The sequence below is a fragment of the Gemmatimonadaceae bacterium genome (assembly GCA_020851035.1).
GTDB lineage: Bacteria > Gemmatimonadota > Gemmatimonadetes > Gemmatimonadales > Gemmatimonadaceae > JACMLX01.
The window spans coordinates 305434-321503 of the sequence record JADZDM010000021.1 but is presented as its reverse complement, the minus strand read 5'-3'; the positions used below and the strand labels follow the sequence as shown (position 1 = coordinate 321503).

The window sequence follows — 16070 nt, the reverse complement described above, 5'->3', positions numbered from 1 at the left end:
ACTACGAGCCGGTGCCCTGCGGCGGATTGCGCAGCGCAGCCAGTCGATTCCGATAATGCGACTCGGAGATCGAATTGCCAAGCGACTTCGCCGCCGCCGCCCGGAGCTCGAGGCTCGCCGGCAGGTAGAGCGCGAAGATGAGTGACGCACGCGAGTCGAACACGCTCGCGACGTCGATCGCCTCCGCGTACGCCTTGCGCGCGAGAAGCAGCCGCGACAGCGCCAGCCGTTCCGCGCCGAGCGGTGCGAGTTCCTCCCACTGCAGCTCCGACGCGGGCGCGCTGCGCGCCAGCAGCGACCTCAGCGCCGACTCGGCTCCGGACGTGTCGCCCCGGGCCAGTTGCACGAGTGCGGTCAGTGACGCTCCCCGCACGCGCGCATACGCCGAATCCTCGGGGAACGCACGCGTCAGCAGCGCGGTGGCGATGCGCGCGGCGATGTCGGGCCGTCCCCGCGCGAGCTCCAGCGCGCCGAGCTCCCAGAGCCGGCGCGGGTACGGGTACTGCGCATACGCCGCGCCGTACTGCGCCTCGTCTTCCTGCGCGATGGCCTCGGCGCGCGGCAGCAGTGCCGGCGCGTACGGGGCGACGAGGAGATAGATGGACTTCCCGGCGCCCCACCTGGTGACGAACGCATCGATTGCGCTCGAGGCTGCGTCGGGTGCATTGCGCTGCAGCGCCAGTGCCTGGACGCCGATGAGGGCCGCAAAGCGTCGCGGATCGGCCTCGGGCGTGCTGCCCGTGTCCACCGCGAGGATGGCGTCGAAGGCCGCCTTCGCGCAGCCCGGTCGCGCGCTGGCGAGCAGATCACGGCCGGCGGCGAGGGTCGCGAGTGGCTGGCGCCGTGCCCGCTCGGTCCAGTTCACGCCCGCAGGGCCGCGACGGACGCACGCGTCCACGATCAGCAGCGATCCCAGCAGCTCACTGTCCGGTTGCGCGGCGAGGAAGCGAGCCATGAGCGGCGTGGCGCCCGCCGTGTCGCCGGTGACGAGCCGGTGCTGCAGCGGGTGGAACAGGATCGCCGCCGACGTCGAGTCGCGCTGTTGCGCCATGGCGAAGGCGCGCTCGGCCAGCGAGTCGGGATTCCCGCGGAGCGGAAGCAGGTGGACGTACGTCTCACCGAGTTGCATCCAGGCCACCGTCATCTCGCTGTCCGCCGCGATGGCCGACGAGAGGTAGGTGGCGGCGGAATCGGCCCAGCCGTCGATGTAGGCGGAGACACCGAGTGCGAAGTTGCGATAGCGTGGCGGGAGCGGCTGCGCGAGGGCGAGGCGCACCATCGACGCCGCCTCGGTGCTGCGGTGTGCCCAGCTGGCTGCCTGCGCGCCGCGCAGCGCCGCGAGTGCGAAGGTGGAGTCGAGTCCGACGGCCTTGCGGAAGTGTGCGAGCGCGTCGGGCATGCGCGCACGGCGGTAGGCCGCCTCGCCGAGGAGGAAGTTCGCGACCGCACCGGGCCGGCGATCCTTCCACTCCGCCTCGAACCGGGGGTCGGAGCCGGTGATCAGCTTCGGCAGGATGCGGCTCACGGCGCGCAGTCCCTGGCGCCAGGGGTCGGCGGCTGCGCCGGTGGCCGACTCGGTGGAGAGCAGCGTGTCGGCCCGCGCATCCCAGAGCGACAGCGTCACGGACACGGAGTCGGCGCCGTGCCGGGTGAGTCGGCCTTCCACGAAGGTTGCGCAGCGACGCGTGCGCGCCAGCCGGCGCGCCTTGTCATGTGTGAAGCTGCGGATGTCGGCGCGCGAGGCTTCGTCCATGACGGACCAGCCGTCGATCCAGCGCAGCGGCTCAGCAGCGTCGAGTGCGTTGCCGATGATCGTCGCCACGTCTTCCCCCATCGAACGCGCCCCGCCCAGCCCCTCGGCGGCCACGAAGGGATAGACCATCACGCGGGTGGCATCGAGCGACCCGCCGGGCGACGCGGCCGTGCGCCAGACCGTGAACGCGGAGAAGCCCGCCACCATCGTGCCGGCGATGACGGCCGCCTTCCAGGTGCGTGCGCGCCGGACCGCGGCCGGGCCGGCCGTGACGGCGACGGCGTCGTGCAGCGTCGGGTCCTTCAGTGCGGCCCTGAACGCCTCGGCATCGGCGAAGCGGTCCACCGGCGTCTTGGCCAGCGCCGTGAAGATCGCCGCCTCGAGTTTCACCGGCACCGTGTCGCGCACGGTGCGGATGCTTGGCACCGGGTCCACGAAGTGCCGCGCCATGACGCCGCGTGCGGTGGGCGCGGTGAACGGCGGTGCCCCGACGCACATCTCGTACATCACGCAGCCCAGGCTGTAGAGGTCACTGCGCCCATCGAGGTGCGCCTCGCCTGCGGCCTGCTCGGGGCTCATGTATTCGGCCGTGCCGAGGGCGAACCCCGACTCGGTGAGCTTCCGGTTGTCGGTGCGCTCGACCGCCTTGGCGATGCCGAAGTCGGCGAGCTGCGCATGGCCGTTGGAGAGCATGACGTTCGACGGCTTCACGTCCCGGTGCACGAAGCCGAGACGGTGGGCGTACATGAGCCCGTCGAGCACGTCACCGGCGAGGGCGATCGCCTCCTGCACCGGCAGCGGCCCGGTGCGCTTCAGCCGCTGCTCGAGGGTCTCGCCCTGGATGTACGGCATGATGTAGAAGGGGACGCCGTTGTCACTCCCGGCATCGAGCACCGGCACGATGTGCGGGTGCTGCAGCGTCGTGGTGATCTGGATCTCGCGCAGGAACCGTTCGCCACCGAGCTGGAGCACCAACTCGGGCCGGGGGGCCTTGAGGGCGACGAGGGTGTCGCGGTTGAGGTCGCGCGCGAGGTAGACGGTGGCCATGCCCCCCTCGCCGATCTGCCGCTGGATCTCGTACCGGCCGGCGATGATCCCGGCGAGCCGGACCGCGCTCTCCGGCGGAGGATCACCAGGGAGATTGGGCGTCGTCACAGTGCCAAGGATATGTGCGTGTCGACGATCGAGCCACGGCACCCGCGCGCGCTCCGACGGCGGAGACCGGGCGGGCGCGAGATGCGTGGGGCTGGCCCGGCGGACATGCCCGGGTCGTCATTTGCGCCGTCTGCCGGGGGCCGCGCGGTGTCCGGTCGCGTGGCGTGTTCGTGACGGCGTGGTGACGCGGCGCCGCGGTGTTGCGGTGGTGCGGTGGTGCGGCCGTCGGCGTCCTCGCGGGTGATCGTCACGCCGCCAGGCTGCGCACACCACTAGATTCAATGCAGGCATCGCGTCGTCGTCTCGTGGGCTCAGAATCTGGGACTGCAATTCGCTCGCTGCCTTGGGTGGTACAGGCACCAGTGGCACGGCCGCGCGAGTACGCGCACGCAACACACGGCCAGTGCACCACGTCGTCACAACGCGCAACGCACGACACGCTGCGCATGTACGTTCCCGTGCATGGCGCGCACTCTTGCACAGTCCGCCGTTTGGGTCGTAACATTTCCAGTCGCTGACCGAGTGATGGTCTCACGTTCTGGGATCAGTGCTGCATGGATACTTTATCCGCCATGCCGCGACACTCAACCGGACGACAGCATCGCGCAGCTAGGGTGCGCGACCATGCGCAACAGTGACAGGGGATTCCTGTCGAGTGCAACCGTCCGGTGAGGTTGATGTCAACCGCAAGAGCGAGCATTCCGCAGTACGAGTTGTGCGTGGCGCCGACTGGTGCGCGCGGGCCGGGTGAGGCAGCGGTGGGCGTGGTGACGGCGTGTTTCCGCGCGCTGGTGCCGTCACGATGATCGAGAAACTGAACGCCATCCTCGCGCTGTTCACGCCGGAGCGGCCCGAGTGGGCGGCGGCCGACGTGGCGAACGCGCTGTCCATCCCACGCAGCACCTCGTACCGCCTGCTCTCCCGGATCAGCGGGGCCGGCTTCATCGACACGGATCGCGCGAGCGGCCGCTACCGGCTCGGGCTGCGCGTGGCGTCGCTCGGCGTGATCGCGCAGCGCTCGACGGCCCTGCAGCGCGCGGCGTACCCGGTGTTGCAGCGCCTGGCGTGGGAGTCACAGGAGACGGCGGCGCTGCTGGTGCGCCTCGATTCGCACGCGGTGCTGTCCGCGATGGCGGATGGGCCGCGGTCACCGGTGTCACCGCTGCTGGGCGAGCGGACGCCGTTGCATGCCACGGCCGGCGGTCGCGCGATCCTTTCGGCGCTGCCCGATGAGGAGCGGCGCACGATGCTGCGCGGTTCGCTGGCGTCAGCCACGGCCACGGCGATCCCGGATCCAGCGGCGCTCGATGGCGCGCTGCTGGATGCGAGGGAGGCGGGTGTGTCCGTGATGCGCGGGGGGGCCTGGCGGGATGGCGATGTCGGTGTCGCGTCCCCGGTGAGAAATCCCGGGCGTTCAGTCGTCTCCTCCGTGATGCTTGCCGGTCCGGCATCGCGCCTGACCGACGCCCGGGTGCAGGAGCTCGGCGCGCTGGTGGCTCAGGCCGCTGCAGAGGTGGCGCTGGCCTACCGGGCGCTCGAAGCCACGTTGCGGTCGGATGACGTGGGGGCGCGGGCGGTCGCGGGCTGAGTCGTGCGGCAGGGGCTGGCGCTGGTGCGGTGCCGGGCTGGCGCATTGATGCAGAGACACCGATGTTGGTGCGACGCTGCGGATGCGATCCTGGAAACCGGATTGCGTCCGCATTTTGTGCCATTCATCGAGACAGCGTCTCGCTGAGTGGGACATTCGGTCGCGTGGGCAGCGGCGATGGTGACGTCGCCGCCGAGCAGGTCTTGCTGGGAGGCGCTCACGCGCAACCGCCGCACCCCCGGGTGTGTGCGTGCCAAGGGGTTCGACCCGGGAGGCAGACTTGTTCGACAAGCTCAACGCGATCCTGTCACTCTTTTCCGACGAGAAGCCGGAGTGGGCGCCGGCGGCGGCCGCGCGGGCGTTGCGGTTGCCGCGCAGCACGGCGTATCGCCTGCTGGCGCGGATGGCGGGCTCGGGCCTGCTCGACCAGGACGACGACAGCGGCCGGTACCGCCTCGGGATCCGGCTGGCGGCGCTCGGCTCGCTGGCGCAGCGCTCGAGCAGCCTGCAGCGTGCGGCGGCGCCCGTGCTGCGGGCACTGGCCGGGGAATCGCGGGAGACGGCGAGCCTGATGGTGCGTGGCGGGGCCGAGGGGGTGACGGTCCTCATTGCCGCGAGCCAGCAGCCGCTGATGGTGCCGGGCCAGATCGGTGGACGCGTTCCGTTGCACGCCTCGGCAGGGGGCAAGGTGCTGCTGGCGTTCATGCCGGACGACCTGCGCAGCACGCTCTTCACCGATCTCTTCACCGCGCAGACATCCACCACGATCACCGATCCCGCGGTGCTCACCCGGCACCTGGCCGACATCCGCACGGCGGGGTATGCGACGGGCCGGGGGGAGTGGATCGACGGCGTCTACGCGGCGGCGGCGCCGGTGCGCAGCTTCACGGGCGAGGTCATCGGGGCGCTCTCGGTGGGTGGGCCGCGTGCCCGTGTCACGGACGAGCGGCTGCAGGTGCTGGTGAAGCTGGTGACGGCCGCGGCGGCGGAGGTGTCGTCAGCGGTGGGCCACGTGCCACGGTAGCTGGTGGGATGTCGCTGTGAGGCAGGCATCGTGACGCATCGGTGCGCGCGACGTCATGGGTGGCACACGATGCCCACCCGCAGCCGCCCGCTCGTGCCCGATCGTCGACCGCGCCGTCCTCGCCACCGCAGCCGTCCGGGACGGCGCGCACCCGGTGCCCCCGGAACGCGCCGTCGTCACCCCTGTGGGGGCGCGCCGGCATGACGGGCGCGCCGGCGGTGACTGCCGTGTATCCCGCGGTGCCGCAGGCACTGCTGCACGAGATCGACGCGGCGCATGCGCGCACGCGTGACGCCTTCCGCCGGTGCGACACGGCAGCGTATTCGGCCTTCCTCGCGCCGGACTTCACGTGGCATGATCCCGACGGGCGCACCCGCACGGCGGAGGAGATCGGGCGGGACGTACAGGTGCAGTTCGCGCGGCTGGTGGGCTTCGACACCCGCTTCCGGCGCGACGAATCCTCGCTCGAGGGGTTGTGTGTCACGGAGAGTGGCACGCAGGTCGCGCGGATCGACCTCCGCGTGTTCCTGGTGTTCGCCGTGCGCTGGAACATCGAGCGTCGCGGCACCTACACCTGGAAGCGTGGCCCGGACGGCTGGCGCCTGCTGGCGGTGCGGCTGACGTCGGAGCAGACGCGATTCGGGGGGCTGCGGTTCGTGGGCGTGCGGTGATCGACGCGGCGCGTCGGATGCCGGCTGGTCGCCGGGCTGCCGTCGCGACCATCTTCCACGCATGTCCCGCCGCTGCGTCCGCACCATCGCGTGCCTCGTTCTCTCGCTGCTGGCTGCGTCCGGTGGTGCCGGAGCGCAGCGCCTGCGGCCGGACGCCGCGCAGGCGTCGGGGTCGCAGCTCACGATCACGGTGCAGGGTGTGGCCTATACGCTGCGGCTGCCGCCGGCGGTGCGGGTGGACATGGACACCCTCGAGGTGCTCGACGCGCGCGAGGTGGCTGGTGCACAGTACCTGCTGCTGAGCGTGAACGGGCCGTCGAAGCGGAAGGGGTTCGGGGCGGGCGCGTGTGGCGCCGGCTACGAGACGGCGATCGTGTGGCTCCGGCTGGTGTCGTGGCGGCTGGTGGCGAGCCGGTCGGAGCTGGTGGAATCGTGCTGGCAGAACCGGATCATCGAGGTCCCGCTGACGTGGGCGGGGGACAGCGGAACGTTGACGTACCAGCAGCTGGGGGCGGGGGCGGGTCGCCGGGTGGTTTGCTACGACCGGGGGGCGCCGGAGCTGGGGGTGGTGGTGACGGGGGGACGGCGGTAGTCGGGCGTCGCAAAGTTCAAGGGGACGGAGATCTTGAGTTCAAGGGGACGGAGATAGCGGCTTCAAGGGGACGGGGATCGTGCACGCGGACGCGGATCCTGCGCGTGGCTGGCCCCCCTCCGCTCACGGTCCCCGTCCCCTTGAAATGGTCGACCCGGTGGTGATGCTTCGCTCCACACCTGCCGCCCCCCGCCCCCCTGGAACCGCCGCATGCCATCCCGCGTCCGCAGCCTCGCCACGCTCGCCCTGCTCCTCGCCCCCGCCGCGCTCACCGCGCAGGCGCGCCGCGCCGCGGCGCCGAAGGAGTACGTCATCGTCCACGGCGCCTGGGGCGGCGGGTGGGACTGGAAGGCCGTGGACTCGGCCCTCACCGCGCGCGGGCACCACGTGCACCGCGTCACGCTCACCGGGCTCGGCGAGCGGGTCCACCTGGCCTCGCCGCAGGTCGGTCTGCAGACCCACATCAGCGACGTCGTCAACACCATCCGCTTCGAGAACCTGCGCGACGTGATCCTGGTCGGGCACAGCTACGGCGGCATGGTGATCACCGGGGCCGCCGACCAGGCCGCGGATCGCGTCCGTCGCGTGGTCTACGTCGACGCCTTCCTCCCCGACTCGGGTGAGAGCCTGGCGATGCTGGCGCAGGCCGAGTTCAACCAGATGGTGGCGTCGAGCGCCCGCGACGGGATGATCGTGCCGGGCTGGGTGCCGGCCGACGCGCCGGCACCGAAGGATGTGCCACACCCGCTCAAGACGCTGAGCGACACCCTCGTGCTCACCAACCCCGCGGCGCGCCGCATCCCGGGCCACTACATCCTGACGATCGACAAGGGCGCGACCACCGACTCCTTCTCACCCTCCGCCGCACGCGCGGCGGCGCGGGCGTTCCGGGTGGACACGCTGGTCACGGATCACACGCCGGAACGCTCGGCCATCCCGGCGCTGGTCCGGCTGCTGCTCGCGGCGCGCTGAACTGCACTGCCTGACGCACAGGCGCAAAGGGTGCGAAGGACGCAAAGAAGTCTGCGCAGAAGACCGGCCGGCGTGAGCGTGGGCGCTCTGCGGATTGAGGGGACTGCGCTCGCGGAGCCGCGTCCGTCGCCTTCATCGCCGCTGTTGCAGTTCCCTCAAGAGGCTGTTGCAGTTCTTTGCGTTCTTCGCGCCCTTTGCGCCCTTGCGTCAACGCAGTTGCAGTTGCCGCTATGGCCTGACCGTCTGAATCTCGATGCGCGACGGCGCGGCGGCAGAGCGGTGGACGGCGTGCGTCTGCGCGCGGAAATCGGCCTCGGTGGCCTCGAAGATGTTCGGCACCCAGGTCTGCGGGTTGCGGTCGATGATGGGGAACCAGCTGCTCTGCACCTGCACCATGATCCGGTGGCCCCTGAGGAAGCGGTAGGCCTGCGTGTGCAGGTCCACGGTGATCGGCGTCACGGTGTTGGGCACCAGCGGCTTCGGCTCCTCGAAGCTCTCGCGGAAGCGGCTGCGGAAGACGTCGTTGGCGACCATCAGCTCGTAGCCGCGCACCTTCGCGGGAGTGGCTGGCGTGTCGGGGTAGACGTCGATCAGCTTCACGACCCAGTCGGCATCCTGGCCGGTGGTGCTCACGAACAGCCTCGCGGTGATGTCGCCCGCCAGCACCACGTCCTCGGTGAGCGGGGCGGTGGTCCAGTGCAGCACGTCCTTGCGGTCCGCGATGAAGCGCTGGTCCTGCAGCAGCCACGTGTACCACCGGGACCCGGTGGACGCGTAGGTCGCCTCGATCGGGCGGCGTCGGTACGGCACGGGGTCGGCGGGATCACTCACGAAACGGTCGGCGGCGTTGCCGCGTGCGGTGGGCGGCGTGAACGTCAGGCGGCCGCCGGGCTGGAAGTAGAGCGAGCGGGTGGTCGCACCGGGGGCGGGCCACGCATCGTATGCCTTCCAGGTGTTGCTCCCCGACTCGAACACCAGCGCCTCCTTCACCGGCGACTTGCCGTGGTCCTTCAGCCACCAGGCGAAGAACGGGGCCTGGATCTCCTGCCGGAAGTACGTCGCGGTGGGCGTGCCGAAGTCGATCGAGTCCAGCGCCTGCCCGGTGCCGCGACTCCACGAGCCGTGGATCCACGGGCCCACCACCAGCGTGTTCCGGCTCAGCGAGTCCCGCTGCTCGAGCGTGCGGTAGATCGTGACCGGGCCGTAGAAGTCCTCCTGGTCCCACCAGCCGGCCACGTGCAGCGTGGGGACGGTGACGCGCGTGAGCGAGCGGTGCATCGACTGCCGCTTCCAGAACGCGTCGTAGTTCGGGTGCTGCGCGAAGTCGCGCCAGGTGGGGAGCACCGTGTCCCGCAGGATGTTGGCCTGGATGTTCCGCAGCGGACCGACCTTCAGGTACCACTCGTACGTGTCGGCGGGGGTGAACCGGTACTCGCTGTTCTCCTTGGTCGCCTCGGTGAGGTACGCGTACTCGAAGCCGTAGCTGAGCCGGAACGCGCCGTTGTGGTGGAAGTCGTCGCCGAGGAACATGTCGGCCGGTGACGCCTGCTCGCTGACGGCCCGCAGTGCCGGGTGCGGGTCGAGCATGGCCATCGCTGCGGTCCAGCCGTCGTACGAGACCCCGAACATGCCCACCCGGCCGTTGTTGTTCGGGACGTGCTTCACCAGCCAGTCGATGGTGTCCCAGGCGTCAGTGCTCTCGTCGATGTCCGTGCTCCCGGCGGCGCGCAGCGGGCGTTGCATCACGAAGCCGCCCTGCGACCGGTACCGCCCGCGGATGTCCTGCATCACGAAGATGTACCCCTCCTCGGCCAGTTCCTTCATGCCGGCCATCAGCATCTGCGGCGTGGCGTCGGCGACGCCGTAGGGGGTGCGCCGGAAGAGGATGGGCAGCGGCATGGTGGCGCCGGCGGGGACCAGCATCTCCGTGTGCAGTGTCACGCCGTCGCGCATCCGGATGTCCTCGACGCGGCGCGTGTACTGCGCGGGGTCGAAGCGTGGCGGGGCGTCCTGCGCGCCGAGGGGCAGCGCGACGATGAGCGTGACGATCGCGAACCAGCGGCTGGGGCGCATGCGCGGCGGGGTGGGGCGGAGTGGGCAGGGACGTCGCGGCGGGCTATCGTACCAGAGACTTAGCGGCAGCGCGAACGAAGTCCAGCGCGTGCCGCGTGCCCCGACTTCCACACTCCGTCCCGTGCCCCTCACCGCCTCGCTGCGCGCCGCGCGCCGCATCGCCGCCGTCGCTGGAATCAGCGGCCTCATGCCAGCCGCCGCGCTGTCGCAGGTGTCCCTCCAGCTCGCGTCGCCGGACGGCCGCAATGTCGTCACCGTCGCGGTCGGCGGTGGTGCGCTGACCTACGCCATCGCGCGCGACGGCGTGCCGGTGATCACGCCGTCGCGGCTCGGCTTCGAGTTTCGCGGCGCACCGGCGTTGCGCGACAGCCTGCGCATCACCGACACCACGCGTGCCGAGCACGACGCGACCTGGACGCAGCCGTGGGGCGAGGTGGCGCGGGTGCGCGACCATCATCGCGAGCTGCGGGTGCAGGTGTCCGAGTCCGGGCCGCCCGGGCGCCGCTTCGCGGTGGTGTTCCGCGCCTTCGACGACGGCGTCGGCTTCCGCTACGAGCTGCCGGAGCAGCCGGCGCTGCGCGACTTCGAGATCAGCGAGGAGCTGACCGAGTTCACCTTCGCCGACAACGCGCACACCTGGTGGATCCCGGCCAACCGGAAGGCGATGGACCGCTACGAGTTCCTCTACAACAACTCGCCGCTGAGCATGATCGACTCGGTGCACACGCCGCTGGTGCTGGAGACACACCGCGGGTTGCACATCGCCATCCACGAGGCGGCGCTGGTGGACTACGCGACGATGGACCTCGCGCGGGTGGGTGAGCGCACGCTGCGCCCGTGGCTGCAGCCGTGGGCCGACGGGGTGAAGGTGCGCGGGCGCACGCCATTCGTGACGCCGTGGCGCACGATCCAGCTCGCGGACAGGGTGGCCGGCCTGGTGCCGTCGGTGATCGGCCTGAACCTGAACGAGCCCAGCCGCATCGCAGACACGCACTGGATCACGCCGATGAAGTACGTCGGCATCTGGTGGGGGATGCACGCGGGGCTCTACACCTGGCCCGAGGGACCGACCCATGGGGCCACGACGGCGAATGCGAAGCGGTACATCGACTTCGCGGCGGCCAACGGCCTCGGTGGCGTGCTGGTGGAGGGGTGGAACCAGGGGTGGAACGGCGACTGGATCGGCAACGCGAACTTCTCGTTCACGCAGCCCTTTCCCGACTATGACCTGGCCGGCGTGGCGGCGTATGCGAAGGCGAAGGGGGTGATGCTGATCATGCACAACGAGACGGCGATGGGCATCGAGAACTACGAGCGCCAGCTCGACAGCGCCTTCGCCCTCTACCGCGCCCTGGGCATCCGTGACGTCAAGACGGGGTACGTGAACGACCTGACGCCCGAGGGCCATTCGCACACGGGCCAGTACATGGTGCGCCACTACCGGAAGGTGGCCGAGGTGGCGGCGCGGTACGGACTGACGGTGAACGCGCATGAGCCGATCAAGGACACCGGCGAGCGCCGGACCTGGCCGAACGTCGTGAGCCGCGAGGGGGCGCGCGGCGGTGAGTACAACGCCGGCGGCCCCGATGGCGGCAACATCCCCGAGCACGAGTCGGTGCTGTTCTTCACGCGGCTCCTCGGCGGTCCGATGGACTACACGCCCGGCATCTTCGACATCCTGCTGCAGCGTCCCACCGGCAGGCCGCGCACCGCCGACCAGCCGCGCGTGCGCACCACGCTCGCCAAGCAGCTCGCGCTGTACGTGGTGTTGTACTCGCCGGTGCAGATGGCGGCCGACGTGATCGAGAACTACGCCGACCAGCCCGCCTTCCGCTTCATCCGCGACGTGCCGGTGGACTGGGACACGACGCGCGTGATCGACGGGAAGATCGGCGACTTCGTGGTCGTCGCTCGCAAGGCGCGCGGCACGGCGGACTGGTACCTCGGCGCGATCAGCGACGAGCACGCACGCACCTTCGACGTGGCGCTGACGTTCCTCACGCCGGGCAGGCGCTACGTCGCCGAGATCTACGCCGACGGGCCGCAGGCGGACTGGCTCACCAACCCGCTGCCGGTGACCATCTCCTCGCGTCCCGTCAATGCTGCCTCACGCCTGCGCGTCGTGCTGGCGCCTGGTGGCGGGCAGGCAGTCCGTCTTCGTGCCGTGAACTGAAACAGCTTCAACGCAAGGACGCAAAGCGGCCTGCGGCCGCCGCAAAGAAGCCGACGCCGTGCGCGCTGGGCAGCGCTCTGCGTAGCGTGTGGCCAAGGGAATGCGTTGGGAACTGCCACGGCAACAGCAGTTCCCCAAAGGCTTCAATTTCGCGACGGGCAGGCGCCGGAGCAGCGCACAGACCGTTGCGCTCCTTTGCGGCGGCCGCAGGCCGCTTCGCGCCTTTGCGTTGAAGCGGTTCAGCGATGCCGAAACTGTCGCAGGACGACGCCGTCGAGCACCTCGAGCGGCGTGATGCGGAGGACGTCGGCAAGCGTGGGCGCCATGTCGACGACGCGCACCGTGTCAGCGTACTTGCCCGGCGTGAACGGTGCGCCCCAGAAGATCACCGGCACCCACGCATCCTGGTCCCACGGGGTGCCGTGCGTGGCGTAGTTCACGCCGGCCCAGTAGTTGAAGCGGTCGAGCGTGGTGACGAAGCGCACGGGGCCACCGGGCCGGTACATGTGCAGCCAGCGGCGGGCGAGGTCGTCGCGGACGGTGTCGGCGGTGGCGAGGTCGCTGAGCATGTCCACCCGGTTCACGCCGGGAATCGCGCGCAGCTCGGCCGCGAGGGCCCGGGCGACCGAGTCCACCGACAGGCCGGCCGTGACGAAGCTCGTCGTGTCGCCGACCATCAGGCCCCCGTCGGCGAGGGCCACCTGCAGCGTGTCCACGCCGCGCGCGGCGAGCCGGGCGAGGGTGGCGGTGAACGGGGCCGCGATGCTGACGTGTCTCGCGCCGGGGTTCGGGGTGACGGTGGAGCGGCCGTCGGGGAACGGCGAGACGCCGTGGTCACCCGTCAGGGCCAGGATCACGCGCGTGGAGTCGCGCAGCGCGAAGAGCGAGTCGACGAATGCGCCGAGGTAGCGGTCCACGCGCAGCAGCTGGTCGTGGAGCTCCTTCGACTCGGGCCCGTAGCGGTGGCCGATGGCATCCGTGCTGGAGAGCGAGATCGCGAGCAGGTCGGTGCGGCGCGGGTCGCCGCCGAGCTGCAGCTCCCGCACGCCGGCGAGTGCGAAGCGCAGCGTGAGCTCGTCCATCATCGGGAAGTTCGCGAGGATGCCCGCCGCCATGGTCGGGTCCTCGGGGATCGGGTGCGGGAAGGTGACCTCACGCCCCATCGCCTCGGCCGGCACGCTGTCGGGCTCTGCGTAGGCGGAGTCGGCGAGCAGCGGCGTCCACGAGGTGCCGGCGTAGTCCAGCGGGTGTTGCTTCGCATTGAACGCCCGGACCCATTTCGGCAGCGTGCTCCCGTAGTACGCACTCTGCGTGAAGGTGCCGTTGCTGGCGTACCAGAAGACGTTCCCCTTCGCGCGCCCGATCGGCAGGATGGCGGCGCGGTCCTTGCGCGAGACGGAGAGGAAGCGCGTGTCGCGGTTCGTGGCACGCATCCAGTCGAGCAGCGTGGTCCCGCGGAAGCGGAACGGGGAGGCACCGGGGTCGGTGCTGCCGATCAGCGGACTTCCCGGGTCGTTGACGCCGGCGCTGTTCGCGGCGATGCCGGTGTGCACGGGGAACCGGCCCGACATCGTGGCGGCGTGGCCTGGCGCCGTCTCGGTGTTGGCATGGTCGTGCATGGCGTTGGTGAAGTGTGCGCCGGCCACGTCGAAGCGGTGGAGCCCGCCGGTGAACTGGCGTCCGAAGCGCGTGAAGTAGTCGCCGCGGAGCTGGTCGATGGTGATGAAGACCACCAGCGTGGGCTTCGGCACCGGCGGTGCGGCAGGGGCGCTGGTGGCCTGCGCGCGGGCGCAGGCGGCCGGCGCGAGCAGGAGCGTGACCGCCTGCGCGGTCGCGAGGATTCGGCGGATCATGGGAGAACGGTACACCGGAGGGGGGCGGAAGGGGCTGCCGGTTGCCCTCACCCAGCGCACCGCACAGCTTCGGCGGACAGATCCACCCCAGCTCCGGTGCGGCCGATGATCGAGCAAGACGCCCAACGTCCACTCCTGCGGGTCGTGATCCGGGTCGTGGCCTGGTACGTCGCCACGGCCGCCGCGTGGTGGGCCATCGGCCGCTACGCCCCGGTGGACTGGGGACTGCTCGGCGGCAACGAACTGGGCGCACTGCTGGGCGGCGCCGGCCGTGGCGCCATCGCGCCCACCGGCCAGGAGTCGGGGCCGGCCCTCGTGCCGACGGTCGTGGCGATGCTCGCCGCCTTCGCCACGGCGCTGCCGGTGACGTGGATCTACACGTACACGCGACACAAGAAGGGCTTCCAGCAGTCGGTGGTGCAGACCTTCCTGATCCTGCCGGTGATCGTGGCCGGCATCGTCGTGCTGGTGAAGCACTCGCTGGCGCTCGCCTTCTCGCTGGGCGGGATCGTCACCGCGGTGCGCTTCCGCACCACGCTCGACGACAGCAAGGATGCGGCGAACATCTTCGTGGTGACGGGCATCGGCCTCGCCGCGGCGGTGGACCCGACGGTGGCGTTCGCGATCTCGGTGATCTACAACGTGCTCATCCTCTGGCTCTGGGCGTCCGACTTCGGGCGCGCCCCCGCCCTCGAAGGACGGCTGGCGGGACAGCGGCTGGATCGCGTGCTGCAGCATGCCAATCGCACCGGCATGTTCGTCGCGAAGCTCGACGACGAGGTGCTGAAGGACCTGGCGCCGGAGCAGCTCGAGGCGCTCGCCGATCGCGCCTGGCGCCGCCGCAAGCGCAATGCCCCGGACGCGGACGGGGACGAGCGTCCCGAGTACACCCACATGCTGCGCGTGCACACCAGCGACGTGGAGGGCACGCGCGGCGGGTGCGAGGCGGAGTTCGCCACGCTCTTCACGCGCTGGAAGTACATGGGCCGCGCCAAGGGGGGCGACGGCTTGAAGGTGCTGGAGTACGGCGTCGCGATGCGCGAGGACGTCACGCCGGCGGTGGTGGCGCAGGCGCTGCGCGAGATCCCCACCGCGGACGTGCGCGCCGTGGAGCTGAAGAAGTGACCGCCGGGATCATGCGGTGGGCGGTGGCACGCCGGCTGGCACTGCTGTGCGTGGTGCTGGCCGCGACCGCGCAGGCGCAGGGCCTCTTCCGCGACACGAAGCCGCTGCTCGTGACGATCACCACCGACCTGCGCGCGGTGGTGCGCGACCGGGACAGCACGAAGTTCGCCCCGCATCCGGCCACGCTCACCTATCGCACCGATTCCACGTCGCCGCCGCGATCCTTCCCGGTGACGCTGCGCGCCCGCGGGCACTTCCGCCGGCAGGCGCGCAACTGCGGCTTCCCGCCGCTCAAGCTGGAGTTCGCGCGCGCCGACGCCCGCACCACACTCTTCCAGGGCAACGACGAGCTGAAGATCGCCACCACCTGCCGGCCGGGGAGTGCGGACTACGAGCAGTACGTGCTGGCCGAGTACGCGCTGTACCGGCACTACCAGGCGGTGAGTCCGCGGCACTTCCGCACCCGGCTGGCGCGGATCACCTACCACGACAGCACCCGGGCCAGTGACGACGTGGTGTCGTGGGCGTTCTTCGTGGAAGAGGACCGTGAGGTGGCGAAGCGGTTTGCGAGCGTGGTGGACACGAGCCGGGGGGCGCTGTTCCGTGACCTCGAGCCGCGCCAGCTCGCGATCACGTCGCTCTTCCAGTACCTGGTCGCCAACACCGACTGGTCGATCTCCGCGCTCCACAATGTCTCGCTGCTGCGCGACTCCACCGGCCAGGTCCACCCGGTGGCGTTCGACTTCGACTGGAGCGGCGCGGTGAATGCGCGGTATGCCAGGCCCGACGCGCGCCTCGAGATCCAGAGCACCACGGTGCGCCTGTATCGCGGGCCCTGCCTCGATGCGGCCGCGTGGCGGCCGACGCTCGCGCGCTTCCTCGCGGCGCGGCCGGCCATCGAGGCGGTGTACGACTCGCTGCCCGGCCTCGACCCGCAGCGTGCGCGCACCATGCGGGCGTATCTCGGCGAGTTCTACCGCACGATCAGTGACCCGAAGCTGGCGCAGCGGGCGCTTGGCAGCACCTGCCTGCCCGAGGGGAACTGACCGGCGACACCGACGCGATGCCGGGGCGGCGCGGGACCGGTAGCT

The 16070-nt window shown here is 70.8% G+C and carries 11 protein-coding genes; 8 read left to right on the top strand and 3 right to left on the bottom strand.

From position 1 onward, the window contains the following. Window position 1: 1 nt before the first annotated feature. Window positions 2-2908 carry a protein kinase gene (locus IT355_14130; GenBank protein MCC7054402.1) on the bottom strand — a complete coding sequence of 969 codons (2907 nt, stop codon included), beginning with the start codon at window positions 2906-2908 and terminating at the stop codon, window positions 2-4. An 802-nt stretch (window positions 2909-3710) separates the two neighbouring features. On the opposite strand from IT355_14130, the gene IT355_14125 reads away from it, so the two are divergent. The 5 genes from IT355_14125 to IT355_14105 all read left to right on the top strand — a co-directional run bounded on the left by IT355_14125 (window position 3711) and on the right by IT355_14105 (window position 7755). After that, window positions 3711-4496 (top strand): IclR family transcriptional regulator, encoded by a 786-nt coding sequence (locus tag IT355_14125; protein ID MCC7054401.1) that lies wholly within the window; start codon window positions 3711-3713, stop codon window positions 4494-4496. A 280-nt stretch (window positions 4497-4776) separates the two neighbouring features. Continuing rightward, on the top strand, window positions 4777-5520 hold the full coding sequence (locus IT355_14120) for an IclR family transcriptional regulator (GenBank protein ID MCC7054400.1): 744 nt from the start codon (window positions 4777-4779) through the stop codon (window positions 5518-5520). Between the two features lie 200 nt (window positions 5521-5720). After that, window positions 5721-6191: a nuclear transport factor 2 family protein gene (locus IT355_14115; GenBank protein ID MCC7054399.1), complete on the top strand. Its 471-nt coding sequence runs from the start codon at window positions 5721-5723 to the stop codon at window positions 6189-6191. A 61-nt stretch (window positions 6192-6252) separates the two neighbouring features. Next, a complete protein-coding gene (locus tag IT355_14110; GenBank protein MCC7054398.1) occupies window positions 6253-6783 on the top strand; it encodes a hypothetical protein in 531 nt (176 codons plus the stop codon). A 210-nt stretch (window positions 6784-6993) separates the two neighbouring features. After that, window positions 6994-7755: an alpha/beta hydrolase gene (locus tag IT355_14105; protein ID MCC7054397.1), complete on the top strand. Its 762-nt coding sequence runs from the start codon at window positions 6994-6996 to the stop codon at window positions 7753-7755. A gap of 228 nt (window positions 7756-7983) precedes the next feature. Here the strand turns inward: IT355_14105 and IT355_14100 are convergent, their stop codons facing one another. Next, entirely contained in the window at window positions 7984-9828 is a 1845-nt protein-coding gene (locus IT355_14100) for a CocE/NonD family hydrolase (protein ID MCC7054396.1), read from the bottom strand. Between the two features lie 121 nt (window positions 9829-9949). Here IT355_14100 and IT355_14095 point away from each other — a divergent pair, with 121 nt between their 5' ends. Continuing rightward, a complete protein-coding gene (locus tag IT355_14095; protein ID MCC7054395.1) occupies window positions 9950-12001 on the top strand; it encodes a glycoside hydrolase family 97 protein in 2052 nt (683 codons plus the stop codon). 239 nt (window positions 12002-12240) lie between these two features. On the opposite strand, the gene IT355_14090 is transcribed toward IT355_14095, so the two are convergent. Further along, window positions 12241-13854 carry an alkaline phosphatase family protein gene (locus tag IT355_14090; GenBank protein ID MCC7054394.1) on the bottom strand — a complete coding sequence of 538 codons (1614 nt, stop codon included), beginning with the start codon at window positions 13852-13854 and terminating at the stop codon, window positions 12241-12243. A 105-nt stretch (window positions 13855-13959) separates the two neighbouring features. Here IT355_14090 and IT355_14085 point away from each other — a divergent pair, with 105 nt between their 5' ends. Both IT355_14085 and IT355_14080 read left to right on the top strand, forming a co-directional pair. Further along, complete coding sequence (locus IT355_14085) at window positions 13960-14979, top strand: DUF4956 domain-containing protein (GenBank protein MCC7054393.1); 1020 nt, start codon at window positions 13960-13962, stop codon at window positions 14977-14979. After that, entirely contained in the window at window positions 14976-16025 is a 1050-nt protein-coding gene (locus tag IT355_14080) for a hypothetical protein (protein MCC7054392.1), read from the top strand. Before IT355_14085 ends, IT355_14080 begins: the two co-directional genes overlap by 4 nt. Window positions 16026-16070: the final 45 nt, after the last annotated feature.